This window comes from Streptomyces solicavernae (genome assembly GCF_029968095.1).
GTDB lineage: Bacteria > Actinomycetota > Actinomycetes > Streptomycetales > Streptomycetaceae > Streptomyces > Streptomyces solicavernae.
Map to the genome: position 1 here is coordinate 146,985 of NZ_JASCIR010000008.1, position 23,388 is coordinate 170,372.

Below are 23,388 nucleotides of genomic sequence, written 5' to 3' on the forward strand. Positions count from 1 at the left end.
GCGGCATGCAGCATAGGCGGCATACGGAGAGGACCACCTGATGCACCTGCCGGCGGGCTCCACCGCGACCGGCCCGTACGCCCTGGACATCGACCCGGAACGGGCCGGCTGGACGTACGCGTCCCTGCGGGTCCTGCACCTCGGTCCCGGAGGCTCGCACTCCTTCGGCACCGGGGACAGCGAATGGATCGTGCTTCCGCTGAGCGGTGGCTGTACGGTGCGCACGGACGGTGAAGAGTTCCAACTCACCGGCAGGGCAAGTGTGTTCGACGAGGCGAGCGACTTCGCCTATCTGCCACGTGACGCCCACGCCCAGATCGCCTCCGGCGCGGGAGGCCGCTTCGCCCTGGCAGGAGCGAAGTGCGAGCGTCGACTCCCCGCCCGCCACGGCCTCGCGCCGGAGGTTCCCGTCGAGGAGCGCGGCAGCGGGCGGTGTGCGCGCCGGGTACGGAACTTCGCGGCCGCAAGCGTCTTCGAGTGCGACCGCCTGATCGCCGTCGAGGTGCTCACACCCGGCGGGAACTGGTCCTCGTACCCGCCGCACAAGCACGACGAGCACCGGCCGGGCGTCGAGTCCGAGCTGGAGGAGATCTACTACTTCGAGATCGACGGCCCGCACGGCCTCGGCTACCAACGCGTCTCCCCGTCCCGCCCGGGCGGCACCGACCTGCTCGCCGAAGTCCGGGGCGGCGACGCGGTGCTGGTGCCGGACGGCTGGCACGGGCCGTCCATCGCGCAGCCGGGGCACGCCATGTACTACCTGAACGTAATGGCGGGACCGGGCGCCGAAAGGGAATGGAACATCTGCTTCCACCCCGACCACCAGGAGGGCTACCGATGAGCACCGCAGGAGACACGGCGCGTCTGACCGTCGCCCAGGCCCTCGTCCGTTTCCTCGCCGCCCAGCACACCGAACGCGACGGCGTACGGCAGCGGCTGATCGGCGCCACCTGGGGCATCTTCGGGCACGGCAACGTCGCCGGGATCGGCCAGGCACTCGTCGAGTACGGCGGCCTCATGCCGTTCCACCAGGGCCGCAACGAGCAGGCCATGGTGCACGCCGCCGTCGGCTACGCCCGGCAGTCGCGGCGCCTGTCCGCGCACGCCGTCACAACGTCCATCGGCCCCGGCGCCACCAACCTCACCACCGGCGCCGCCCTCGCCACCATCAACCGCCTCCCCGTCCTGCTCCTGCCCGGCGACACCTTCGCCACCCGCCCCGCCGACCCGGTCCTCCAGCAGCTCGAAGTGCCATACGCGGGCGACGTGTCCGTGAACGACTGCCTGCGCCCCGTCTCCCGCTGGTTCGACCGGATCACCCGCCCCGAGGCCCTGATCCCCGCCGCACTCCAGGCGATGCGGGTCCTCACCGACCCGGCCGACACGGGCGCCGTCACCCTCGCCCTGCCGCAGGACGTGCAGGCGGAGGCGTACGACTGGCCGGCCCGGTTCTTCGAGGAGCGGGTCTGGACCGTGCGCCGCCCGAGCCCCGACCCACATGAACTGGCCTATGCGGTACGGGAGTTGAGCGCCGCCCGCAGGCCCCTGATCGTCGCTGGGGGCGGGGTCCGGTACAGCGCGGCCGAGCACGCGCTGCGGGCCCTCGCCGACGCCACCGGCATCCCCGTCGCCTCGACCCAGGCGGGCAAGGGCGCGCTGCCCCACGACCACCCGGCGGACGTCGGCGGCATCGGCCACACCGGCACCGCCACCGCCGACGCCCTGGCCCGCACCGCCGACCTGGTGCTCGGCGTCGGCACCCGCTGGTCGGACTTCACCACCGCCTCGCACACCCTCTTCGCCGCGCCCGACGTGCGGTTCCTGAACCTCAACATCGCCCCGTCCGACGGCCACAAGATGGCCGGCCGGACCCTGATCGCCGATGCGCGTGCCGCCCTCGAAGCCCTCACGGAAAGCCTCCAGGGCCACCGCGTCGACCCCGCGTACAAGGCCGAGTACACCCACGCCAAGTCCGACTGGGAGTCCCGGGTCTCCGCCGCCTACGCCGCCCCCGACCCCGGCGCCCGCCCCACCCAGGCCCAAGTCCTCGGCGCCCTGGACGCGTTGGCCGACGGCGACGACGTCCTCATCAACGCCGCCGGCTCCCTCCCCGGCGACCTGCACAAACTGTGGCGGGCCCGGTCCGCGCAGCAGTACCACGTCGAGTACGGCTACTCCTGCATGGGCTACGAGATCCCGGCCGCGCTCGGCGTGCAGCTGGCCGACCCGGGCCTGCGGGTGTGGGCGCTCGTCGGCGACGGCACGTATCTGATGATGCCCACCGAGATCGTCACCGCCGTCCAGGAGCATCTGCCGGTCAAGGTGGTGATTCTGCAGAACCACGGGTACGCGTCCATCGGCGGGCTCTCCGAGTCCGTGGGCGCCGAGCGCTTCGGCACCGCCTACCGGTTCCGGGCGCCCGACGGCTCGTACACCGGAGCGCCGCTGCCCGTGGACCTCGGGGCGAACGCGGCCTCGCTCGGGATGCGGGTGCTGCGCCCGAAAACAGTGCGTGACCTGCGCGAAGCCCTCGCGGACGCGCGCGAGTCCGACGTACCCACATGTGTCTATGCGGAGACGGAAACGGCCGACACTGTGTCGGGCGTGCCGCCCGCGCAGGCGTGGTGGGATGTTCCTGTGGCCGAGACCGCGAGCCGCCCGGCGGCGGCCCGGGCCCGCGAGCAGTACGACCGGCAGGCCCGGTCACGCCGCCGCCACCTGTAGGCGCGCCTCCCGCGTGCCGCCGCCATCCGTGAGGAACCGCAAGGGAGCTGTACGCCATGACGAAGACCGTTCACCACTGGATCGGCGGCAGGACCGTGGAGGGTGCGTCGGGTCACTCCGGCCCCGTCACCGACCCGGCGACCGGTGAGGTGACCACCCGCGTCGACTTCGCCTCGGCCGCCGAGGTGGACGCCGCGGTCGCCGCCGCCAAGGCCGCCTACGCGCAGTGGGGCCAGTCCTCGCTCGCCCAGCGCACCGCCGTCCTGTTCAAGTTCCGCGCGCTGCTCGACGCCAACCGGGACGCGATCGCCGAGCTGATCACCGCCGAGCACGGCAAGGTGCACTCGGACGCGCTCGGCGAGGTCGCGCGCGGCCTGGAGATCGTGGACCTGGCCTGCGGGATCACCGTGCAGCTCAAGGGCGAGCTGTCGACCCAGGTGTCCAGCCGCGTGGACGTGGCGTCCATCCGCCAGCCGCTCGGTGTGGTCGCGGGCATCACGCCGTTCAACTTCCCGGCGATGGTGCCGATGTGGATGTTCCCGATCGCCATCGCGTGCGGCAACACCTTCGTCCTCAAGCCGTCCGAGAAGGACCCCTCGGCGTCCCTGAAGATCGCCGAGCTGCTGACCGAGGCGGGCCTCCCGGACGGTGTCTTCAACGTCGTGCACGGGGACAAGGTCGCCGTCGACCGCCTCCTGGAGCACCCGGACGTCGCCGCCGTCTCCTTCGTCGGCTCCACCCCGATCGCCAAGTACATCCACACCACCGCCTCCGCCAACGGCAAGCGCGTGCAGGCGCTCGGCGGCGCCAAGAACCACATGCTGGTGCTGCCCGACGCCGACCTGGACGCCGCCGCCGACGCCGCGGTCTCCGCCGCGTACGGCTCGGCCGGTGAGCGCTGCATGGCGATCTCCGCGGTCGTCGCGGTCGGCGACGTCGCCGACGACCTGGTCGCCAAGATCCGCGAGCGCGCCGAGAAGATCAAGATCGGCCCCGGCAACGACCCGACCTCCGAGATGGGCCCGCTGATCACCGCCGCCCACCGCGACAAGGTCGCCGGTTACGTGCAGGGCGCCAAGGAGCAGGGCTGCGAGGTCGTCCTCGACGGCACCGGCCACTCGGTCGAGGGCTTCGAGAACGGCCACTGGATCGGCCTGTCCCTGCTCGACCGCGTCCCGGTCACCGCCGACGCCTACAAGGACGAGATCTTCGGCCCGGTCCTGTGCGTCCTTCGCGCCGAGACCTACGAGGAGGGCCTGGCCCTCATCAACGCCTCGCCGTTCGGCAACGGCACCGCGATCTTCACCCGGGACGGCGGCGCCGCCCGCCGCTTCCAGCTGGAGGTCGAGGCCGGCATGGTCGGCGTGAACGTGCCGATCCCGGTGCCCGTCGGCTACCACTCCTTCGGCGGCTGGAAGGACTCGCTCTTCGGCGACCACCACATCTACGGCAACGACGGCACGCACTTCTACACCCGCGGCAAGGTCGTCACCACCCGCTGGCCCGACCCGGCGGACGCCCCGGCCGGCGTCGACCTGGGCTTCCCGCGCAACCACTGAGCGGGACCCGGAGCTGGGCTCAGGGTGCGCGGAACTCCCAGGTGAGGACCGCGCACCCGCCCGCGCCCACCGCCCCCGTCGAGCGGTACGCCGCCAGCGCCCCGGCGTTGTCCAGGTCCACGCCGACCCACATGTCGTAACAGCCCAGCTCCTCGCAGAGCGCGGTCAGCGCGGCGATCAGCGCCCGCGCGATGCCACGGCGCCGGTACGGCTCGGCCACGGCCAGCTCGTACAGGCACATCTCGACGCCCTTGTCCGGGTGCAGCATCTCGATGCCCGTGATGAAGCCGACCGGCTGCCCGTCGGCGTACGCGAGGAACATGTGGTGGCCCGCGGCGGACAGGAAGCGCTCCGCCCACTCCGGGCGCGCGGGGGAGTCGAACAGCGGCCCCGCGGCGACGAGTTGGCCGACGGTCGTGGCGCGGCGGATGTCGTGCGGGCTCGTCATCGGCATGACGGGATTCGTACCACGGGCGCGGTACTCGGCACCCCCGGTATACGACCGGGGGAGGTGACGAGGCTCCCCCTGCCGGGTGCTCCGGCTGTCAGACCCCGCCCGTACGGTGGAACGCATGCAACGAGACACGTCAGGGTCCCGTCGGCGGTGGGCCCGGCTGCGCGGACGGCGGCTGCTCGCGATGGTGGCCGCCGTCGCCGTGCTCGCCGGGGCCGGCGCCGCCACGGCCGTCGCCGCAGGTGACGACGGGCCCGCGGTGCACCGCGAGGACCGGTCGCTGCCCATGGGCGGCGGGGTCCGCGTCGACACGTCGTACTTCACGGCGGGGGACGCGGACACCAAACGGCCCGCCGTGCTCATCGGGCACGGCTTCGGCGGCAGCAAGAACGACACGCGCGCGCAGGCCGAGAGGCTCGCCGCCGAGGGGTACGCGGTGCTGACCTGGTCCGCCCGCGGCTTCGGCAGGTCCGGCGGCAAGATCGGCCTCAACGACCCGAAGGCCGAGGTCGCCGACGCATCGCGGCTCATCGACTGGCTGGCGCAGCGCCCCGAGGTCCAGCTGCAGGCCGAGGGCGACCCGCTGGTCGGCATGACCGGGGCCTCCTACGGCGGCGCGGTCTCCCTGCTCACGGCCGGGCACGACGACCGCGTGGACGCCATCGCCCCCGCGATCACGTACTGGAACCTGGCCGACGCGCTGTTCCCGAACGGCGTGTTCAAGAAGCTGTGGGCCGGGATGTTCCTGTCCACCGGCGGCGGCTGCCGGGCCTTCGAGCCGCAGCTGTGCGCCATGTACAACCGCGTCGCCGAGACCGGCGAACCGGACGAGAAGGCCCGGAAGCTCCTCGAAGCCCGCAGCCCCGCAGCCGTCGGCGACAAGATCGACGTACCGGCCCTGATCATGCAGGGCCAGACCGACTCGCTGTTCCCGCTCTCCCACGCCGACGCCATGGCCAAAGCCATCGGCGACAACGGCGCGCCCGTCGCCGTCGACTGGCTCGCCGGCGGACACGACGGCGGCGACCTGGAGGCGAACCGCCTGGAGTCCCGCGTCACCGCCTGGTTCGACCGGTACCTGAAGGACGAGAAGTCCACCGACACCGGCAGCCCCTTCCGCGTCACCCGCTCCGGCGGCGTCGACTCCACCGACGGCCGCACCCAGCAGCGCGGCGCCACCGACAGCGCGTACCCGGGTCTCGACCACGGCCGGCGCGACATCGCCCTGCGCGGCGGGAAGAAGTCCTTCGAGAACCCGGCCGGGGCCAGCCCGCCCGCGATCTCCAACGTCCCCGGCCTCACCGGCGGCTTCACCCAGCTGTCCTCGCTCGGCCTCGGCGGCCTCTCCACCGACTTCCCCGGCCAGCACGCCGCCTTCGACTCGGCCCCGCTGGAGCGCGACCTGACCATCACCGGCTCGCCCACGGTCGACCTGCACATCACCTCCGACCGGGACGAGGCGGTCCTGTTCGGCAAGGTGTACGACGTCGGCCCCGACGGCCGCAGGCAGGTGCTGCCCTCCCAGCTCGTCGCCCCGATCCGGGTCGAGGACGCGCGGCGGGGCAAGGACGTGCGGCTCACGCTGCCCGCGATCGACCACGAGTTCCGCGCCGGCCACCGGCTGCGGCTCGTCCTCTCCTCCACCGACCTCGGGTACGCCTCACCGGCCGCCCCCGCCACGTACACGGTGACGCCGAAGAGCGCCCTGCACGTGCCCGTGGTGCCCGGGCTGACCACCGCGGCCACGCCGCTGCCCGCCTGGGTCTGGTGGCTGCCCCTCGGCGCCCTGGCCCTCGCGGGCGGGCTGCTGCTCACCGCCCGCCGCCGCACCACCCCACCGGCTCCGGACCCGACGCTCGCCGAAGTCCCGCTCCAGATCACGGACTTGAGCAAGAAGTACGGCAAGTCGGACAGCTATTCCGTCCGGGACCTCTCCTTCCGCGTCGAGAAGGGCCAGGTCCTCGGGCTGCTCGGGCCCAACGGCGCCGGGAAGACCACCACCCTGCGGATGCTGATGGGCCTGATCGCCCCGGACGGCGGCGAGATCCGGCTCTTCGGGCACGCCGTGCGGCCCGGCGCGCCGGTGCTCTCCCGGGTCGGCGCCTTCGTCGAGGGCGCCGGGTTCCTGCCGCACCTCTCGGGCCGCGAGAACCTCACGCTGTACTGGGCGGCTACGGGCCGTCCGGCCGAGGACGCGCACATCGACGAGGCCCTGGAGATCGCCGGGCTCGGCGACGCCCTCGCCCGCGCGGTGCGCACGTACTCGCAGGGCATGCGGCAGCGCCTCGCCATCGCCCAGGCCATGCTCGGCCTGCCCGAGCTGCTGATCCTCGACGAACCCACCAACGGCCTCGACCCGCCGCAGATCCGCGAGATGCGCGAGGTGATGATCCGGTACGCCGCACAGGGGCGCACCGTGATCGTCTCCAGCCACCTCCTCGCCGAGGTCGAGCAGTCCTGCACGCACCTCGTCGTCATGGACCGCGGCAGGCTCGTGCAGGCCGGACCCGTCGCCGAGATCGTCGGCTCCGGGCAGACCCTCCTGGTCGGCACGGAGCGGGAGTTGGAGCCGGTGCTCGTCGAGAAGATCGACGCCCTGGAGGGCGTGCAGTCGGCGGTCGCCGCGGACGGCGGCGTCCTGGTCCGGCTCGACGGCGCCACGGTCGCCGAGCTGCTCGCCGAACTCGTCCGGCTCGACGTCCCGGTCACGGGCGTCGGACCGCACCGAAGGCTGGAGGACGCCTTCCTGAACCTGATCGGAGGACCGGCATGAGCACCGCCGTGGACGCTGCTGGGGATGCCGCTGGGGGTGCCGCTGAGGACGCCGTGGATGCCGCTCCCGGCTACCGCGCCGGGCGCACCCTGCCCCTGCGGGTGGAGCTGCGCCGCCAGCTCGGCCGCCGCCGGACGCTGGTGATGGGCCTGGTCCTGGCCGTGCTGCCGCTGATCCTGGTCGCCGCGTTCGCCATCGGCGGCACCCCGGAGGCGAGCGCGCGGCGTGGGGCCACGCTGATGCAGGTCGCCACCGAGTCCGGCGCGAACTTCGCCGCGACCTGCCTGTTCGTCTCGGCCGGGTTCCTGCTGGTCGTCCCTGTCGCCCTGTTCTGCGGGGACACGGTCGCCTCCGAGGCCGGCTGGTCCTCGCTGCGCTATCTTCTGGCCGCGCCCGTGCCGCGCGCCCGGCTGCTGTGGAGCAAGCTCGCGGTCGCCCTCGGCCTGAGCGCCGCCGCGATGCTCCTGATGCCGCTGGTCGCCCTCGCGGTGGGCACGGTCGCGTACGGCTGGGGGCCGCTGGAACTGCCGACCGGCGGCGGTCTCGCGGCCGGTGACTCGGCGCTGCGGCTCCTGGTGGTCGTGGCGTACATCTTCGCGTCCCAACTGGTCACCGCCGGGCTCGCGTTCTGGCTCTCCACGAAGACGGACGCACCGCTGGGCGCGGTCGGCGGCGCGGTCGGCCTGACCATCGTCGGCAACGTCCTGGACGCCGTCACGGCCCTCGGCGACTGGCGGGACGTCCTCCCCGCGCACTGGCAGTTCGCCTGGATAGACGCCCTCCAGCCCACCCCGGGATGGGGCGGCATGATCCAGGGCACGGCGGTCTCGGTGACGTACGCGGTGGTGCTGATCGCGTTGGCGTTCAGGGGGTTCGCGCGGAAGGACATCGTGAGTTAGGGGCTGACGCGGCTTCCCCGGACCCCGCTCCTCAGTCGCCGGGGGCTGACCTATCAGCCCCGGCGATCTGGACGCTACCTAGGCCCGCAGCGAAGCCGCCTGCCGCACGGCCGTCGCCAGCCGCCGCACGTCGACATCGGCCGGATCGTCGGACCCCTGTGCCAACCGGTCCGCGTGCTCGGACAGTTCGGACAACGACATCCGGCCGGGCAGCGGCATGAACCGATCCTCACCGGAACCGGAACCGGAACCGGAACCGGAATCGGAACCGGAACCGGAATCGGAACCGGAACCGGAACCGGAGCCGGAGCCGGAAACCGTGCCCTCTCCGGCCAACGCCGGCTTCGGGTCAGGGCACGACGCACTCGGGTCGTCATACGGGCACCCCGACGGCTCCGGCCGATACGCAGCCGCCCGCAGCGCATCCGCGAAGTACGCCGCGACCGCGCTCACCTGGAAACCCCGGTCCGCCCCGTCCCACAGCGGCTCGCCGAGCTGCTCGGCGCTGATCCGGCGCGAAGCCTCGTGCGGGGTACGGGACTCGGGGTCCTGCCAGCGCACCCGCGCCGTCGCCACATGCGCGTCACCGGAAGCCGCGCCCTCCTTCAGCCGTACGGCATACAGCGCCGTCACCGAGTGCCCGGGGCCGACCTCGCCGCCGTCGACTCGGTCGTCACGGAAGTCCTCGTCGGCCACCCGCCGGTTGTCGTAGCCGATGAGCCGGAACTTCTCGACCGTCTCCGGGTCGAACGCGACCTGCGCCTTCGCGTCCCGGGCGCGCAGCTCGATGTGCGCGGGCAGGTCGTCGCAGAACACCTTGCGGGCCTCGGCGGGGTCGGAGACGTAGGTGGTGTGCCCGTCGCCCTTGTCGGCGAGCTGCTCCATCAGCGCGTCGCCGTACTGGCTGCCGACGCCGACGCCGAAGAGCGTGATGCCGTGCTCGCGGCGGGCCTCGGAGATCCGCTCCAGGATCGTGTCGGCGCTGGTCGCGCCGGTGTTGGCGAGCGCGTCGGAGAGCAGCACGACCCGGTTCGTCGCGCCCTTCGTGCGGCCCTCGACGGCGGTGTCGTAGCCGGTGCGGATGCCCGCCTCCAGGTTGGTGGAGTCGGTGGGCTCCAGGCCGTCGACCGCCTCGTGCACCCGCTCGCGCTCCGCGTCCCCGGCGAGGCGGGTCATCGGCAGTACGGTCTCGGCCTCGTCGCTGAACGTCACGATCGCCACGGAGTCGTCGGCGCGCAGCCGGTCCGTCATGATGCCGAGCGACTCCTTGACCAGGTCGAGCCGTCCGGGCTCGGCCATGGAGCCGGAGATGTCGATGACGAACGTGAGCGCGGCGGGCGGCCGCTTCTCCGCGTCCGCGGACTTGGTGGCGAGCCCGACCCGCAGCAGTGACCAGTCCGCGCCCGCCGCGCCGGGCGCCTTCGCGCCGTCGACGTTCACGGAGATGCCGTTGCCCTTCGGCTGCGGATAGTCCTGCCGGAAGCTGTTGACGAACTCCTCGGGCCGGACCGTCGACGGATCGGGCAACCGCCCCTCGTCGAGGGTGCGCCGCGCGTAACCGTACGAGGCGGTGTCCACGTCCAGGGCGAACGTGGAGAGGTAGTCCGGCGGTGCCGCCTCCTGTCCCTCGGCGTCCTGCTTCTGCCCGCCCTCCGGCGCGGGCGCGACGGCACCCCCGCCCGGACGCGGCGCCTTCGCCGCGGAGTCCGAGGCTCCGATGGCGCCGCCCCCGGAACACCCGGTGAGCAGCACACCCCCGAGGGCGAGCCCCACCACCCCCTTGCGCATCCAGCCGTCCCCACGAGCATCCCCACGACCCATGTCCGGCCGCCCCCTTCTGTCGTCCAGTTCTTGTGACTGTGACGCGGAAGGGGGCGTATCGGACCGGCCGGCAGAGTTGCGGAACGGTCACAAAACCAGCCAGCCCGGCGTTTGCGGAGCCCGAAGGGCGATCGGGGGTCCGGGGGCGGAGCCCCGAGCGCCTGTGCGCCGACGTGGGGCCGGTTCACCTCGAACGTGGCCATCGCGGCCTGGCTCTTCGCGCCCGTGGACCCTCCCGTACGCGGGCGAGCCGGGCGTCGAGCTTCTCCTTGCCGCTGAGCAGGCGGTGCAGTTCTTCAGGTCCTGCTGTTCCTCGGCCAGTTCGAGGGAGAAACCGGCCATCCGGGCGTCACGTCTTCGGGATGTCGAAGTGGCGTCACGCCTTCGGGATGTCGAAGTAGCGGGTGAGCCCGGCGGCGAGCGCGACATCGCCCGCGATCTTGAGCTTGCGGGTCATGAACATCGTGACCGGGTTGGAGTTGCCGGAGACCAGCTTCAGGAACTCGGCGTCGCCCATGACGAGCGTGACGCGCGGCTCGGCGTCCGCAACAACTTCTTACTCCCGAGTAAGCTTACTTAGGAGTCAGACCTGCGTCAGCCCCATTGATTTCTGCTTACGCATCGGTAAGTTGACGGGCGCGTAAAGAACTTGCACTGCAGCACCACAGGGAAGCGAACAGCGCCGACAACGGAGCCGACCCATGGGCGTACGCAAGGATCTGAAACGGGCGAAGCGGCGCAGCGACCTCGCGGCACGCGTCCACACGGAGCTGATCAGGGAGGACGGCGTCGTCCGCGAGGTGCGCACCGCCGCCCTCGGCTCCGCCCCCGCCCCCGGCACGACCGCCGACATCCCCTTCACCAACGCCGCCGAGGCGCCCGACGCGGTGGTCCTGCGCCGCAAGGAGGCCGGCGCCTGGCGGCCCGTGACCGCGGCGACCTTCGCCCGCGAAGTCACCGCCGCCGCCAAGGGGCTGATCGCGGCAGGCCTCGAACCGGGCGGCCGCGTCGCCCTGATGTCCCGTACCCGCTACGAGTGGGCCGTGCTCGACTTCGCCATCTGGGCGGCCGGCGGCCAGACCGTGCCGGTCTACGCCACCTCGTCCGCCGAGCAGATCGCCTGGATCGTCCAGGACTCCGGGGCGCGCTTCGTGATCACGGAGACCGAGGAGAACTCCCGTACCGTCCGCGCCGCCTGTGCGTCGATGGACGATCAGCCCAGGTCGTGGGAGCTGGGCAACGGCGCGGTCCTCGAACTCGCCCGCCTCGGACGGGACATCACGGACGAGGAGGCGGACAAGCGGAGGGCAGCGCTCACCCCCGACACCATCGCGACCGTCTGCTACACCTCCGGCACCACAGGACGCCCCAAGGGCTGCGTCCTCACCCATGGCAATCTGCACGCCGAGGCCGCCGGGACCGTCGACCTGCTACACCCGGTCTTCAAGGAGGTCACCGGCCAGGTCGCGACCACGCTGCTCTTCCTGCCGCTCGCCCACATCCTGGGCCGGGTCATCCAGGTCGCCTGCATGCTCGCGCGGATCGAGGTCGGCCACTGTCCGAGCATCAAACCGGACGAACTCCGGCCCGAACTGCGGTCGTTCAAACCCACCTTCGTGGTCGGCGTCCCGTACCTCTTCGAGAAGATCCACGACACCGGCCGCGCCACCGCCGAGAAGATCGGCCGCGGCGCCTCCTTCGAGCGCGCCGACCGCATCGCCGTCCGCTTCGGTGAGGCCTGCCTCGACAAGTTCCTGGACAAGGGCAAGGGCCCCACGCCCGGCCTCTACCTCGCCTGGGCCCTTTACGACCTGCTCGTCTACCGCCGCGTCCGCAAGGAGATCGGCGGCCGCCTGCGCTACGCGATCAGCGGCGGCTCCCCCCTCGACCGCCGCCTCAACCTCTTCTTCTACGCCGCCGGGATCATCGTGTACGAGGGCTACGGCCTGACCGAGACCACCGCCGCCGCCACGATCATCCCGCCGCTCGGCCCCCGCCCCGGCACCGTCGGCCTGCCTGTTCCCGGCACCTCGGTGCGGATCGCGGACGACGGCGAGGTGCTGATCAAGGGCCCCATCGTCTTCGGCTCGTACTGGAACAACCCCGACGCCACCGAACAGGTCCTGGACAGCGGCTGGTTCGCGACCGGAGACCTCGGCGAGTTCGACGGCGACGGCTATCTGCGGATCACCGGGCGCAAGAAGGACATCCTGGTCACCAGCGGCGGCAAGAACGTCTCGCCCGCCGTCCTGGAGGACCGGCTGCGCAGCCGCCCGCCGATCGGCCAGTGCATCGTCGTCGGCGACAACCGGCCCTTCGTCGGCGCCGTCATCACCCTCGAAGCCGAGGCCGTCGAGCACTGGCTCGCCGTCCGCAAGGCGCCCAGGGACACCCCGATGTCCGAGGCGCTCAAGGACCCGCGGATGCTGGCCGACGTCCAGAAGGCCGTCGACTACGCCAACGAGGCCGTCTCGCGCGCCGAGTCCATCCGTAAATTCGTCGTCGTGGAGGGCGAGTTCACCGAGGACAACGGGCTGCTCACCCCCTCCCTGAAGATCAAACGGCACGCGGTGGCGCGCGCGTACGAGCAGCAGATCGAGGCGCTCTATGAATCCCCGAACGGGCGGGGGCGACCGTCCACCCGCTGACCACTGTGGTCGCGGTCCGCGAACAGGGCGACGGCTTCGCGGTCACCACCCGCCCGACGGGCAGCCGCCTCCGACGCAGGCAGCACGCCCGCACCGCCCGCCACGTGATCCTCGCCGCCGGTACTCACGGTACTCACGGTACTCACGGCATCCACGGCACCCACGGCATCCACGGCATCCACGGCACCCACGGCACTCAGACTCTGCTGCACACCATGCGTGACCGCGGACTCCTGCGCCGCCTCTCCGGCACCCTCGGCCGCCTCACCTGCACCAACTCCGAGGCCCGGGTGGGGGCGTTGACCTTCCCGCGCCGCTGCCGCAAGGCCCGCACAGGCCGAGCTCGCCATGTCCCTGTGGCCCAACAAGGACGAGCAGGACCCGCGCCCTGCGCGCCGGGCGCCCCGTACGCGCGCGTGGCCGCGGTCGCGCCCCGCTCGCCCGCGGTGCCGGAGGGGGCGTACGGGGCGCTGCGGCTGCCTGACTCCGGGGCGGGGGAGGGGACTTGACCTCCCGGAGTCCTACTTGACTCCGGTCAGGCGGGCGTAGACCACCGTGTTGCCCTGGTACGTGTTGGTGCTCGCGGAGTACGCCCCGCCGCAGGTGATCACCCGCAGCTCGGGCCGGTCCGACTGCCCGTACACCCGCGCGTCCGGGAACGCGTCGCCCGGCACCAGCTCCACCCGGTCGACGGTGAACACCGCGGTCCGGCCGTCCTCCCGGTCCACCTCGACGGTGTTTCCGGCGCGCAGCGCGCCCAGGTTGTAGAACACGGCGGGGCCGTTCGCCGAGTCCAGGTGGCCCGCGGTGACGGCCGTGCCCGCCGAGCCCGGCGCCGTACCCTCCTGGAACCAGCCCGCCACCTGCGGCATATTTCCCGGCGGCACGTCGAGCGTGCCGTCCGGCAGCAGCCCGAGGCCGATCAGCGGCGCCTCCACGTGGATCGCCGGGATCCGGATCCGCACCGGCCGGGACACGGGCAGCGCCTCGATCGTGCCGCCGGCCGCGTCCGCACTCGCCGTCGCGGAGGGCGGCCGCGGCGGCTGGGCCTGCGCCCGCACGCCGTCGGCCATCAGCCAGGCGCCGACCAGCACACCGAGCGTGGTGAGCCCCGCGAGCGGGGCCTTGATCCGGGGCAGGGGACGGTACGAGGAGGCCACGGGCTCACATCCGTAGGTGGGGGCGTACGAGAGCGAGGGGGTGGGGGTCGGGGTCGGGGTGGGAGGTGGGAGGTGGGAGTTGGGGAGGAGAGTGGGGGCGCAGGGGGTGCGGTGACCGCCGCTTTGCGCGGCCGGGGGCGTGCGGCCCCCCGTGCACCTGGGGAGCGTTCGGGCACGCGGCCCGGGGCGCGACAGCGGCGGACGCCGCCGTTCAGCTGGTGCTGCGGTTCAGCTGTGGCTGTCGTTCAGCTGCGCCTGTCGTCCCTGTGCCTGTCGTTCAGCTGGTGCTGCCGTTCAGCTGTGGCTGCCGTTCAGCTGTTGCTGGTGGGTCCTGTGTGGCCGGTGCGGTTGCGGCGCCGGCGGATCAGCCACGTACCGCCGATTCCCGCGGCCAGCGCGAGCGCCGCGCCGCCGGCGATCTGCACCCCGGTGTTCTCCGGCGCGCCGCCGCCGAAACCGCCTCTGACCTGGCCGGTCGGGGAGGTCGGGCGGGTGGTGGGGCTGGTGGTCGTGGTCGGGGAACTGACGGTGACCCGCTGGGCTCCCGCCGACGCTCCGCCGGTGCAGATCACGGCCACGGTGTAGCTGCCGGGGCTGACGCCCTGCCAGGAGGCGCTCTTGCTGGTGCCGCCGCCGGCGAGGTCCACCTGTTCGCCGCCGGCGAAGCTGGCGCTGCCGTTGCCCATCAGCGAGGCCTTGCCGCCGTTGGGGCAGGTGGTAGTGGTGACCTGGACCGTCGTACCGGTCGCGGTGACGTTGATCTGCGTGGGCACCACCAGCGGGCCGGACGCCGCGAGGGCGGGGCTCGCGAGCGCCGGGCTCGCGAGGAGGGCGAGCGGGGCGGCGACGGCGGCGACGAACAGACCGGCACCCGGGGAACGCGAGGAAACCGGGGAACGCAGGAAACGCGACGAACTCGACGAACGCGAGGAACGCGAGGAACGCGAGGAACGCGGGGAACGCGGGGAACGGGGGGATATTCGACTCGTACGCATGCGCATGTCCTCCACCGAAGCCCGGGAGGCGGCACCCCCAAGGCGCCGCCGGATCAGGGGAGGTCCCGTGCTCCGTGCCACCGAGCCAAAGCGCTCGGCGCCCCTCGCGCACGCGGGGGACGCCGAGCGGTGGCTGTGCGGGTGACGCGAGTCAGCCGGATGGCGGCATGGAGGTTTAGGTTTCGGCTAGGAGGCCGCTTGTTCGTCCGTGTCGAAGGTGTACGGCGCGGAGATGACCTCCATGCCGTGGCCCGCGGGGTCCATGAAGTAGACGCCGCGGCCGCCGTGGTTGTGGTTGATCTCGCCGGGCTGCTTGCCGTGCGGATCGGCCCAGTACTCGATCCCGGCCGCCTCGATCCGCGCGAAGACGCCGTCGAACTCCTCCTCGGTGACGAGGAAGGCGTAGTGCTGGAGCGTGATCGACTCGGCGGGGATGGACGCGAAGTCCAGGGTGACGCCGTTGCTCGTGGCGACGGGGACGAACGGTCCCCATTCCGTCCCGACCTCAAGACCGAGGATGTGCGCCAGGAATTCCGCGGAAGCCCGGTTGTCCTGGGAGTGAATGATGGTGTGGTTGAACTCGACCGACATGGTGGGAATGCCTCCAGAGGCACTCACGGGCACCTCCACGCTCACCCAGCCGGTGACCAACGCGCGATGCCGTGCCTGGAGGCTAGGCCGGTGAGCCAGGCACGTCCACCGGTTTTGCTCCCTCACCAGCTGGCCGTTCTCCGCCCGCAGCGTCGACGAGGCTCCGGTGACGCACGCGCCCGAGAAGACGGCGCGGTCCACGACGGGCGGGGCGAGGCGAGGCGGACGGCGTTATCGGTGCCGGTGCCGGTGCCGGTGCCGGTGCCGGTGGCAGGGTCGGTGACCGTGCCGTCGGACTCGGACTCGGACTCGGACTCGGACTCGGCCTCGGACTCGGACTCGCGGACTCGGCCTCGGACTCTCGGCCTCGGTGTCGTCGGCGGTGCGCGGGGCGCCGGTGGAGATCAGGTCGATGCCCGCCTCCCAGTGCTCGCCCCCGCCTTCGGAGACCAGCCGGGCCGCGGGGCTGCCGACCGCCTCCTGCGTGACCGTCATCCGCTGGGTGCCGCCGTTGGCCAACTGCGGGGCGCGGCGCCGGCGGCGGACGGGCGTCCCCGGCCGCTGGGCCTGACGGGCCGACGGGTGCCCGCTCCGCAGCTGCTCAGCTCCGACTGCGCAGCGCCGCCCAAGTGTTGGGCCCGACCATGCCGTCGATGTCGAGTCTCTTGGCGCGCTGGAACTTCTTCACCGCGGTTCTCGTGTCCTCCCCGAACTGTCCGTCGACCCCGGCGCCCCCGATGCCGTACCCGCGCTTGCTGAGCATGCACTGCACCTGCACCACGCGCTGCCCCTTGTCGCCGAAGCGGGTGAGGGCGGTGCCCGCGTAGTACGTGCACTGTGACAGCCATGGCGGTTTGGGCTTGGCCGTCGGCTTCGGTGTGGTGGTGGGCGGTCGCTGGCCCTGCTGCCCGCCGGGTCTCCCGGAGGCCGTACGGGTGGGGCTCGCGGGGCGGTTGCTCGACGCCGCGGAGCTCGGCGAAGCGTCCCCGTTGCCCTCGTCCGCGTCGGCCGAACCGCTGCCCCGCGCGGTGCCGGACGCGGACGGCGACGTCAGGCCGGACTCGCCCGCCGGACCCGGGGAGTCGGGGGCGCTCACCGAACCGCCCGGCTCCGGCCCGGCCTCGGTCTCGGGCTCGCCCGGCCGGGTCAGCAGGAACGCGGTCAGGGCGATGGCGACCACGGCGAGCGAGGCGACCACCGCGAGGTGCTTCCGCCGCCCGCGCCCCCGCCCCGCCGACGCGTCCCGCACGCCCGTCTCCCGCGGCAGCGTGCCTCCGGGCGCGGGCGTGGGCCCGAGCGGGGGCGTGGGTCCGAGCGGAGGAGCTGCGGACCCCGGCGCCGCCGCCCCAGGACCGTGAGCGACGTCGGCGGCAGCCCCACTCCCGGCCCCATTACCGGCCTCACGCCCGACCCCCGGCAACCGCAGCTGCACGGTCTGCTCCACCGGCACCTGACTCAGTACGTCGTACGCCTCCCGCCGCGCCGTCACCTGCGCGTGCAGCGGCTCGTGCCACCGCCCGGGCCAGGGCCGGGCCGACGCCGCCTCGCTCAACTGGCCCGGGGTGGGCCGAAGCCCGGGCTCCTTCGCCAGGCAGGCGGAGAGCAGATCCGCCAGGTCGGGGTCCACGGAGACGAGTTCCCCTATGACGTCCGCGTACGGCTCCTCGAACGCGACGCGGTGCATCACGTCCACGCCGGTGCCGTCGCCGAACGGGGCCCGTCCGGTCGCTGCGAAGACCAGGGTGCAGGCCAGCGAGAACACGTCCGACACGACATCGGCCCGCCCGTCCCGCAACCGCTCGGGCGACATGTACGCGGGCGTGCCGACCGCCTTGCCGGTGGTGGTGATCGAGCTGGCGTCGGCGGCCTGGGAGATCCCGAAGTCGATGACGTACGCGCCGTCCGCGCCCAGGATCACGTTGGACGGCTTGAGGTCCCGGTGCACGACCTGCGCGGCCGTCAACTCGTCGAGCGCCCGGCCCAGTTCGCCGACCAGCCGCCACACCCCGCTCGCCGGCAGCGGCCCGAACTCCTGCACGGCCTCCGACAGGTTAGGCCCCGGCAGATACTCGGTGGCCATCCACAGCAGGTCGGAGTCGAAGCCGGTGTCGAGCAGCCGCGGCGCATGCGGACTGCGGACCCGCGCGAGCACGGCCGCCTCCCGCTCGAAGCGCCGCCGGAACTCGACGCTCTCCGCGTACTCCGGCCGGATCACCTTGACCGCGGCGAGCCGCTCCCCGCCCTGCGCGGTGGGCCGCGCGAGATAGACCCGCCCCATGCCGCCGCTGCCGAGCAGCCCCAGCGGCACGTAAGCCCCGATCCGCACCGGATCCCCGCTTCGCAGCCGCCCGGCCCCGGCCATCCCGAGCGCCGCGCCCACGTCCTGCCCCGCCATGACACCCCCGAGCCCTCAGCACCTCAACCCGCTTCGCGAGGCTATCGCAGCCAACTGACATCGCCCGTGCGTCGACGGAGAGCGCGGAGGTGCGGCGGCGGGTGTGGTCACCGGCCGACAGAAAGCCGTCCCGAAGGAGACCGGCAGAAAGCCCCTCCCGAAGGAGAGGCGACGAGAAGCGCCCCCGGCAGGACTCGAACCTGCGGCCAAGCGCTTAGAAGGCGCCTGCTCTATCCACTGAGCTACGGGGGCCGGGTTGCGGCCGTGGCCTGGAGCCCGGATGTGGGGGTGATCCGTGACCTCGCCGGGGACAAGGATAGGGCTCCGGCGTCCTTGTCCCGGTTGCTTCGCCTCCGCGGCGCGATGTGGAGGTTCGGTGAAGCGGTCCCGATAATCGCAGGCAGGTACGAATTCTGCAGCGGTTTTGGCCTCTCGCGCCCCGGGTGTTGTGCACTCGTTATGCCTGCGTCCCCTCTCGTCCCGTCTGTCTCAAGTGTCCGACCGGCGCGCAGGGGCTCATATCCTTCAGAAAGTCGTCAAAATTGGGCATTCTTCGCATGTGGTGACCTTGGACGTACGGCCTCAGCTGCTCGACGCACTCTCCGCCCTGCGCGACCGTGTCGCCTCCGCACGCTTTCCGCTCCCACTGACTGGCGCACCACGCGCGCGTGCCAACCGGGACGAACTTCTCGCGCAGCTCGACGACTATCTCGTGCCCCGGCTGCGACAGCCCGAAGCGCCGCTCCTCGTGGTCATCGGCGGGTCGACGGGCGCCGGGAAATCGACACTGGTCAATTCTCTCGTGGGGCGGCAGGTCAGCGAAGCGGGGGTGCTACGGCCCACTACCCGCACGCCGGTGCTGGTCTGCAACCCGGAGGATCACCACTGGTTCGCGGGACTGCGCGTGCTGCCCGAGCTCACCCGCGTATGGATGCCGGACCACGCCGACCAGTCCGCGCGACCCGAGCGGCGCAGCGGGCGCGGCGAGCGCCGCCCGGGCGCCGAACGGGGAGAGCGCGTGCTCCGCATCGAGACCGCCGCCACCCTCCCACGCGGCCTCGCCCTCCTGGACGCCCCCGATATCGACTCCCTCGTCGCCCGCAACCGCGAACTCGCCGCCGAGCTGATGTGCGCCGCCGACATCTGGGTCATGGTGACCACCGCCGCCCGCTACGCCGACGCCGTGCCCTGGCACCTGCTGCGCACCGCCAAGGAGTACGACGCGACCCTCGTCTCGGTACTGGACCGCGTACCGCACCAGGTCCTCGCCGACGTGTCCCGGCAGTACGGGGCGCTGCTCACCAAGGCCGGACTCGGCGAGGTGCCGCGCTTCACGATCCCCGAGCTGCCGGAGTCCGCGGGCGGCGGCGGCCTGCTCCCCGCCACGGCCGTGGCGCCGCTGCGGGAGTGGCTCACCCACCGGGTCCAGGACCCCGCAGCCGGCGCCCACGCCATGAGCCGCACCGCGGCCGGACTGCTTACCTCGCTCGACTCCCGGATGCCCGAACTCGCCGGGGCCGTCTCCGCCCAGTACGCGGCCGCACTGCGCCTGACGGCCGCCGTCGACGAGGCGTACGAGCGCGAGCACGCGCGCGTGCGGGGGCGTCTGCAGGCGGGCGGCGTCCTCGCGGGCACCGCCCTGAGCCGCTGGCGGAGCTACCCCCTGGACTGCAGCGCCGGTGAACTGCTCGACGCGATCGTGGAGAGCCTGGCCGCGCTCCTGCTGTGCTCCGTCTCCGCGGCCGGACAGCGCATCGACGAGCGGTGGTCCCGTGAGCCCGCGGCGGCCGCGCGTGAGCTCGCCGAGCGCGACGCGGACCGCGAGGGCGCCGAGCACCGGATCGGCCTGGAGGCGCGCAGGTGGAGCCGCGTCCTGGAGGAGTACGTCGAGGACGAGGTGCGCGGCCAGGAGAACCCGCCCGACGCCGAGGTCGTCACCGCACTCCTCGTCACGGCGCTGCTCGGCGGCCGCAGGGCCCGTACCGCGGGGGAGGCGCTGGCCGAGCGGATCGGCGCGCACGGGGCGCTCAAACTGCGCGACCGCGGCGGCCGGCTGCTCACCGAATGCGTCGAGAAGGTGCTGCGCGCCGAGCGCCACCGCAGGCTCGCCCCGCTCGCCGCCCTCGACATCCAACCGGAACCGCAGGCCGAACTCATTGCCGCGCTGTCCGTACTGAAGAAGGAGAGGTGACCGCGGTGACTGCCGTCACTGATCACACCAGCGGCCAGGAACCCACCGAGCCGACGGGAACGGGCGCCTCCGCCTCCTGCGAGCGTTCCGTCGCGGACTCCGGCCGGGACAACTCGGCTACGCGCGACGGGAGTTCGACCACCGGCGACGGAACAAGCACCGGCCCCGGCCCCGGCACCGGCCCCGGCCCCGGCACCGGAACAAGCACCCGCTCCTGGGCCCGCTCCGCGACCCGCGCCCCGACCTCCGACGACAGCGCCGCACCGGCGGGCGGGAAGCGCCCCCGCAGGTCACGAGCAGGACGACGGGCCTCGGCCAGGGACGGCGCGGCCGAGCAGGGCGCAGCCGAGAAGAACGCACCGGAGACGCCGAACGGCTCCGTCGACGACCGCACCACTGAACCCAGCACAACGAAATCCCGCGCAACGAAATCCCGCGCAACGAAGACCGGTACAACGAAGTCCGACGCAACGAAGACCCGCACAACGGAAACCGGCGCTACAAAGAAGGCGTCGGACCGGCGCCACGCACGCGCGGAGAACGTCGGAAGTGACGCGGCCGAAGGGCGTTCCTGGGACGACGGCCTGATCGCCCGCCGAGTCGGCGACCCACCGGACAACACCGGCCACGCGCGCGTGGAGCCCTTCGACCAGCACCGGCACGACGCCCACCGCGACGGCGCCCCGCACAGCTCCGCGTACGACCCGGAACTGCGGGCGCGCCTCGACGCGCTGCGGGAGCTGGTCGGCCTGTCCCGCGCGCGGCTCGACGGGCAGACTCTGGCCGAGGCGGGCCGGGTGCTCGACCAGGCCGCCGCGCGGCGCGGACTCTCCGACCGGCACACGGTCGTCGCCATCGCGGGCGCCACCGGAAGCGGCAAGTCGACCCTCTTCAACGCCCTTGCCGGAGTGGCCATTTCGGACACAGGGGTGCGGCGTCCGACCACCGCCGCACCCATCGCGTGCAGCTGGACGGACGGCGCCGCAGGCCTGCTCGACCGGCTCGCCATCCCGGGCCGACTGCGCCGCAGGCCGCTCCAGCACAGCTCGCAGGGGCCGGTGCTGGACGGCCTCGTCCTGGTCGACCTGCCGGACCACGACTCGGCGGCCGTCGAGCACCGTCAGCACGTGGACCGGATCCTCACCGTGGTGGACGCGGTGATCTGGGTCGTCGACCCGGAGAAGTACGCGGACGCCGTGCTGCACGAGCGCTACCTGCGCCCGATGGCCGGCCACGCGGAGGTCAGCCTGGTCGTCCTCAACCAGACCGACCGGCTGCCCGGCGACGCCGCCCACCAGGTTCTGGACGACCTGCGCCGCCTCCTCGACGAGGACGGCATCGCCCTGGGCGAGCACGGCGAACCGGGCGCCACCGTGCTGTCGCTCTCCGCGCTCACCGGCGACGGGGTCGGCGAACTCCGCGAAGTCCTCGGCCAGTTCGTGGCCGAGCGCGGCGCCGCGGCCCGCCGCATCTCCGCCGACCTGGACGCCGCCGCGGCCCGCCTGCGCCCCGTCTACGCGGCGGGGCGCCGCGTCGGGCTCAGCGAGCGGGCGCGCGAGGAGTTCTCCGACCGCCTCGCGGACGCGGTCGGCGCGGCAGCCGCGGGCCAGGCCGCCGAACGCGCGTGGCGCCGGAACGCGGGCAAGGCCTGCGGCACCCCGTGGCTGCGCCTCTGGCGCTGGTATGAGGACCAGCGCTTCCCGCTGCTGCGCGCGAAGCCGTCGCCCACCCCGCCGGCCGACGAGCAGGCGACGGCCCGGCAGCGCGTGGAGCAGGCGGCGCGCACCGTGGGCGACGAAGCGGCGGCCGGACTTCCGGCGCCGTGGGCGCAGTCCGTCAAGGACGCCGCGGCGCGCGGCGCGCAGGGGCTGCCGGAGGAACTCGACGAGCTGGCGCTGACCGCCGCGTACCCCGCCAGGCGCCCGCCGCGGCCCGGCTGGTGGCCGCTCGCAGTGCTCGCCCAGGCCTCGATGACGCTGCTCCAGATCGTCGGCGGAGTCTGGCTGCTCGGCCAGGTCATCGGCTTCTTCCCGCCCAATCTCGGCTCGCCCGTACTGCTCATGATCGCGGGCATCGTGGGCGGTCCCGGCGTCGAGTGGGCCTGCCGGATGGCGGCGCGCGGCCCTGCCAGGCGGTACGGGATCGAGGCGGAACGGAAGCTGCGCGAGGCCGCCGCCGCGTGCGGGCGCGCGCAGGTGCTCGACCCCGTCGCGGCGGAGCTGCTGCGCTACCGCGAGGTGCGTGAGCAGTACGTGCGGGTCACCGGGGCCGTGGCCGCCGGGCCCACGGTGGCGATGGGGTCGCTGGGTGCGGCCGGGTCGCTGCGGTCGGCGGGGTCCGGGGGCTCGGCCGGGGGCCGGGAAGCGGATCCTCACGATCGGGTGACGGAGTTGTCCACAACCGGCCGGTAGTCCACAGGCCGGAGCGGGCTCGCCCCGCAGGTTGCAGTCTGAGGTCGCGGCGGGTCGCCGGTCGATCTCCGCGCCGCCTGCGGGACGGGCCCGCAGGCATGTCCGGACACGTACGCCGGGCCGTCGACGGCCCGGCGCAGGGAGCCGGCCGCGGGGTGCGGCTCAGGGAGGGGACGAGACGAGATGAACGAGACGATGGTGACGATCGTGGGGAACGTCGCGACGAAGCCGGTCTTCCGGGAGACGCCGAGCGGGCCGATGGTGCGCTTCCGGCTGGCGATGACCTCACGGTTCTTCGACCGCGCGGCACAGAACTGGAGGGACGGGCACACCAACTTCTTCACGGTCTGGGCCTGGCGCTCCCTCGCGGCGAACGTGGCCTCTTCGGTGTCGGTCGGCGAACCGCTGCTCGTGCGGGGCCGGCTGAAGGTGCGCAGTGAGGAGCGCGGCGGGCAGTCGTGGACGTCGGCGGACATCGAGGCGCTCGCCGTGGGCCACGACCTGTCCCGGGGTACGTCCGCGTTCCGGCGCACGAGCCGGGTGACGGTGGAGCCCGGCGCGATGGCGGAACGTCAGGACCCGTCCGGTCAGCCGGATGCCGGGTCCCAACTACCGGACAACGAGCCGCAGTTCGAGCTGCCGGCTCCCGCGGCTGTGCGGGAGCCCGAGCCCGCCGCGTAGGCCGGTCTGGGGGGTGATGTGTCGATGAGGGCAGGTCACCGCCCCATCCGGCGATAACGATTCCGAGTCGGAACGGTTATCTGATG

General features: G+C 72.9%; 16 protein-coding genes, 1 tRNA gene and 3 pseudogenes. 11 read left to right on the forward strand and 9 right to left on the reverse strand.

Annotated elements, in window-relative coordinates; translation table 11 throughout:
* Nucleotides 1-40: 40 nt before the first annotated feature.
* From iolB to mmsA, 3 genes are read left to right on the forward strand one after another with little or no spacing between them, the layout of a single operon-like run.
* Nucleotides 41-841, forward strand: coding sequence for a 5-deoxy-glucuronate isomerase (iolB, locus tag QIS99_RS12570; RefSeq protein ID WP_282513305.1), 801 nt, complete (start codon nucleotides 41-43; stop codon nucleotides 839-841).
* On the forward strand, nucleotides 838-2,724 hold the full coding sequence (gene iolD / locus QIS99_RS12575) for a 3D-(3,5/4)-trihydroxycyclohexane-1,2-dione acylhydrolase (decyclizing) (protein WP_282513306.1): 1,887 nt from the start codon (nucleotides 838-840) through the stop codon (nucleotides 2,722-2,724). Before iolB ends, iolD begins: the two co-directional genes overlap by 4 nt.
* A 56-nt stretch (nucleotides 2,725-2,780) precedes the next feature.
* Nucleotides 2,781-4,283 carry a CoA-acylating methylmalonate-semialdehyde dehydrogenase gene (mmsA, locus tag QIS99_RS12580; RefSeq protein WP_282513307.1) on the forward strand — a complete coding sequence of 501 codons (1,503 nt, stop codon included), beginning with the start codon at nucleotides 2,781-2,783 and terminating at the stop codon, nucleotides 4,281-4,283.
* A gap of 19 nt (nucleotides 4,284-4,302) precedes the next feature.
* Here the strand turns inward: mmsA and QIS99_RS12585 are convergent, their stop codons facing one another.
* Nucleotides 4,303-4,737 carry a GNAT family N-acetyltransferase gene (locus QIS99_RS12585; RefSeq protein ID WP_282513308.1) on the reverse strand — a complete coding sequence of 145 codons (435 nt, stop codon included), beginning with the start codon at nucleotides 4,735-4,737 and terminating at the stop codon, nucleotides 4,303-4,305.
* A 118-nt stretch (nucleotides 4,738-4,855) separates the two neighbouring features.
* Here QIS99_RS12585 and QIS99_RS12590 point away from each other — a divergent pair, with 118 nt between their 5' ends.
* Nucleotides 4,856-7,510 carry an alpha/beta fold hydrolase gene (locus tag QIS99_RS12590; protein WP_282513309.1) on the forward strand — a complete coding sequence of 885 codons (2,655 nt, stop codon included), beginning with the start codon at nucleotides 4,856-4,858 and terminating at the stop codon, nucleotides 7,508-7,510.
* Nucleotides 7,507-8,409, forward strand: coding sequence for an ABC transporter permease (locus tag QIS99_RS12595; protein WP_282513310.1), 903 nt, complete (start codon nucleotides 7,507-7,509; stop codon nucleotides 8,407-8,409). The genes QIS99_RS12590 and QIS99_RS12595 overlap by 4 nt, the downstream gene beginning before the upstream one ends.
* 78 nt (nucleotides 8,410-8,487) lie before the next feature.
* On the opposite strand, the gene QIS99_RS12600 is transcribed toward QIS99_RS12595, so the two are convergent.
* The 3 genes and pseudogenes from QIS99_RS12600 to QIS99_RS12605 form a co-directional block, all read right to left on the reverse strand.
* A complete protein-coding gene (locus QIS99_RS12600) occupies nucleotides 8,488-10,230 on the reverse strand; it encodes a vWA domain-containing protein (RefSeq protein WP_282513311.1) in 1,743 nt (580 codons plus the stop codon).
* A gap of 152 nt (nucleotides 10,231-10,382) precedes the next feature.
* Nucleotides 10,383-10,519 (reverse strand): annotated as a pseudogene (locus QIS99_RS32175) (acyl-CoA dehydrogenase family protein); the annotation flags it as partial.
* 87 nt (nucleotides 10,520-10,606) lie between these two features.
* Nucleotides 10,607-10,777: pseudogene (locus QIS99_RS12605) on the reverse strand (SCP2 sterol-binding domain-containing protein); the annotation flags it as partial.
* Nucleotides 10,778-10,931: 154 nt separating this feature from the next.
* Between QIS99_RS12605 and QIS99_RS12610 the strand changes: the two are divergent.
* Both QIS99_RS12610 and QIS99_RS32430 read left to right on the forward strand, forming a co-directional pair.
* On the forward strand, nucleotides 10,932-12,878 hold the full coding sequence (locus QIS99_RS12610) for an AMP-dependent synthetase/ligase (protein WP_282513312.1): 1,947 nt from the start codon (nucleotides 10,932-10,934) through the stop codon (nucleotides 12,876-12,878).
* A pseudogene (locus QIS99_RS32430) lies at nucleotides 12,842-13,207 on the forward strand (hypothetical protein); the annotation flags it as partial. The gene QIS99_RS12610 and the pseudogene QIS99_RS32430, both read left to right, overlap by 37 nt.
* 192 nt (nucleotides 13,208-13,399) lie before the next feature.
* Here QIS99_RS32430 and QIS99_RS12620 read toward each other — a convergent pair.
* The 3 genes from QIS99_RS12620 to QIS99_RS12630 all read right to left on the reverse strand — a co-directional run bounded on the left by QIS99_RS12620 (nucleotide 13,400) and on the right by QIS99_RS12630 (nucleotide 15,624).
* The gene (locus QIS99_RS12620; protein WP_408909541.1) at nucleotides 13,400-14,038 is read right to left on the reverse strand and encodes a class F sortase; all 639 of its coding nucleotides are present in this window, start codon (nucleotides 14,036-14,038) and stop codon (nucleotides 13,400-13,402) included.
* A gap of 311 nt (nucleotides 14,039-14,349) precedes the next feature.
* Nucleotides 14,350-15,033, reverse strand: coding sequence for a hypothetical protein (locus QIS99_RS12625; RefSeq protein WP_282513314.1), 684 nt, complete (start codon nucleotides 15,031-15,033; stop codon nucleotides 14,350-14,352).
* A 186-nt stretch (nucleotides 15,034-15,219) separates the two neighbouring features.
* The gene (locus QIS99_RS12630) at nucleotides 15,220-15,624 is read right to left on the reverse strand and encodes a VOC family protein (protein ID WP_282513389.1); all 405 of its coding nucleotides are present in this window, start codon (nucleotides 15,622-15,624) and stop codon (nucleotides 15,220-15,222) included.
* Between the two features lie 412 nt (nucleotides 15,625-16,036).
* On the opposite strand from QIS99_RS12630, the gene QIS99_RS12635 reads away from it, so the two are divergent.
* Entirely contained in the window at nucleotides 16,037-16,195 is a 159-nt protein-coding gene (locus QIS99_RS12635) for a hypothetical protein (protein WP_282513315.1), read from the forward strand.
* 30 nt (nucleotides 16,196-16,225) lie between these two features.
* On the opposite strand, the gene QIS99_RS12640 is transcribed toward QIS99_RS12635, so the two are convergent.
* Both QIS99_RS12640 and QIS99_RS12645 read right to left on the reverse strand, forming a co-directional pair.
* Nucleotides 16,226-18,019, reverse strand: a complete 1,794-nt coding sequence (locus QIS99_RS12640) for a serine/threonine-protein kinase (protein ID WP_282513316.1) — start codon at nucleotides 18,017-18,019, stop codon at nucleotides 16,226-16,228.
* Between the two features lie 179 nt (nucleotides 18,020-18,198).
* Nucleotides 18,199-18,271 (reverse strand) — tRNA-Arg (locus QIS99_RS12645).
* Between the two features lie 307 nt (nucleotides 18,272-18,578).
* Here QIS99_RS12645 and QIS99_RS12650 point away from each other — a divergent pair.
* The 3 genes from QIS99_RS12650 to QIS99_RS12660 all read left to right on the forward strand — a co-directional run bounded on the left by QIS99_RS12650 (nucleotide 18,579) and on the right by QIS99_RS12660 (nucleotide 23,302).
* A complete protein-coding gene (locus tag QIS99_RS12650) occupies nucleotides 18,579-20,210 on the forward strand; it encodes a dynamin family protein (RefSeq protein WP_282513317.1) in 1,632 nt (543 codons plus the stop codon).
* Between the two features lie 5 nt (nucleotides 20,211-20,215).
* Complete coding sequence (locus tag QIS99_RS12655) at nucleotides 20,216-22,621, forward strand: GTPase (protein ID WP_282513318.1); 2,406 nt, start codon at nucleotides 20,216-20,218, stop codon at nucleotides 22,619-22,621.
* A 183-nt stretch (nucleotides 22,622-22,804) separates the two neighbouring features.
* Nucleotides 22,805-23,302, forward strand: coding sequence for a single-stranded DNA-binding protein (locus QIS99_RS12660; protein WP_282513319.1), 498 nt, complete (start codon nucleotides 22,805-22,807; stop codon nucleotides 23,300-23,302).
* Nucleotides 23,303-23,388 lie beyond the last annotated feature (86 nt).

Bases quoted from the DNA above. Each gene is read 5' to 3' on its own strand.
- iolB (WP_282513305.1), top strand. From the start codon at position 41: ATGCACCTGCCGGCGGGCTCCACCGCGACCGGCCCGTACGCCCTGGAC.
- iolD (WP_282513306.1), top strand. From the start codon at position 838: ATGAGCACCGCAGGAGACACGGCGCGTCTGACCGTCGCCCAGGCCCTC.
- mmsA (WP_282513307.1), top strand. From the start codon at position 2,781: ATGACGAAGACCGTTCACCACTGGATCGGCGGCAGGACCGTGGAGGGT.
- QIS99_RS12585 (WP_282513308.1), bottom strand. From the start codon at position 4,737: ATGCCGATGACGAGCCCGCACGACATCCGCCGCGCCACGACCGTCGGC.
- QIS99_RS12590 (WP_282513309.1), top strand. From the start codon at position 4,856: ATGCAACGAGACACGTCAGGGTCCCGTCGGCGGTGGGCCCGGCTGCGC.
- QIS99_RS12595 (WP_282513310.1), top strand. From the start codon at position 7,507: ATGAGCACCGCCGTGGACGCTGCTGGGGATGCCGCTGGGGGTGCCGCT.
- QIS99_RS12600 (WP_282513311.1), bottom strand. From the start codon at position 10,230: ATGGGTCGTGGGGATGCTCGTGGGGACGGCTGGATGCGCAAGGGGGTG.
- QIS99_RS12610 (WP_282513312.1), top strand. From the start codon at position 10,932: ATGGGCGTACGCAAGGATCTGAAACGGGCGAAGCGGCGCAGCGACCTC.
- QIS99_RS12625 (WP_282513314.1), bottom strand. From the start codon at position 15,033: ATGCGTACGAGTCGAATATCCCCCCGTTCCCCGCGTTCCCCGCGTTCC.
- QIS99_RS12630 (WP_282513389.1), bottom strand. From the start codon at position 15,624: ATGTCGGTCGAGTTCAACCACACCATCATTCACTCCCAGGACAACCGG.
- QIS99_RS12635 (WP_282513315.1), top strand. From the start codon at position 16,037: ATGCCCGCCTCCCAGTGCTCGCCCCCGCCTTCGGAGACCAGCCGGGCC.
- QIS99_RS12640 (WP_282513316.1), bottom strand. From the start codon at position 18,019: ATGGCGGGGCAGGACGTGGGCGCGGCGCTCGGGATGGCCGGGGCCGGG.
- QIS99_RS12660 (WP_282513319.1), top strand. From the start codon at position 22,805: ATGAACGAGACGATGGTGACGATCGTGGGGAACGTCGCGACGAAGCCG.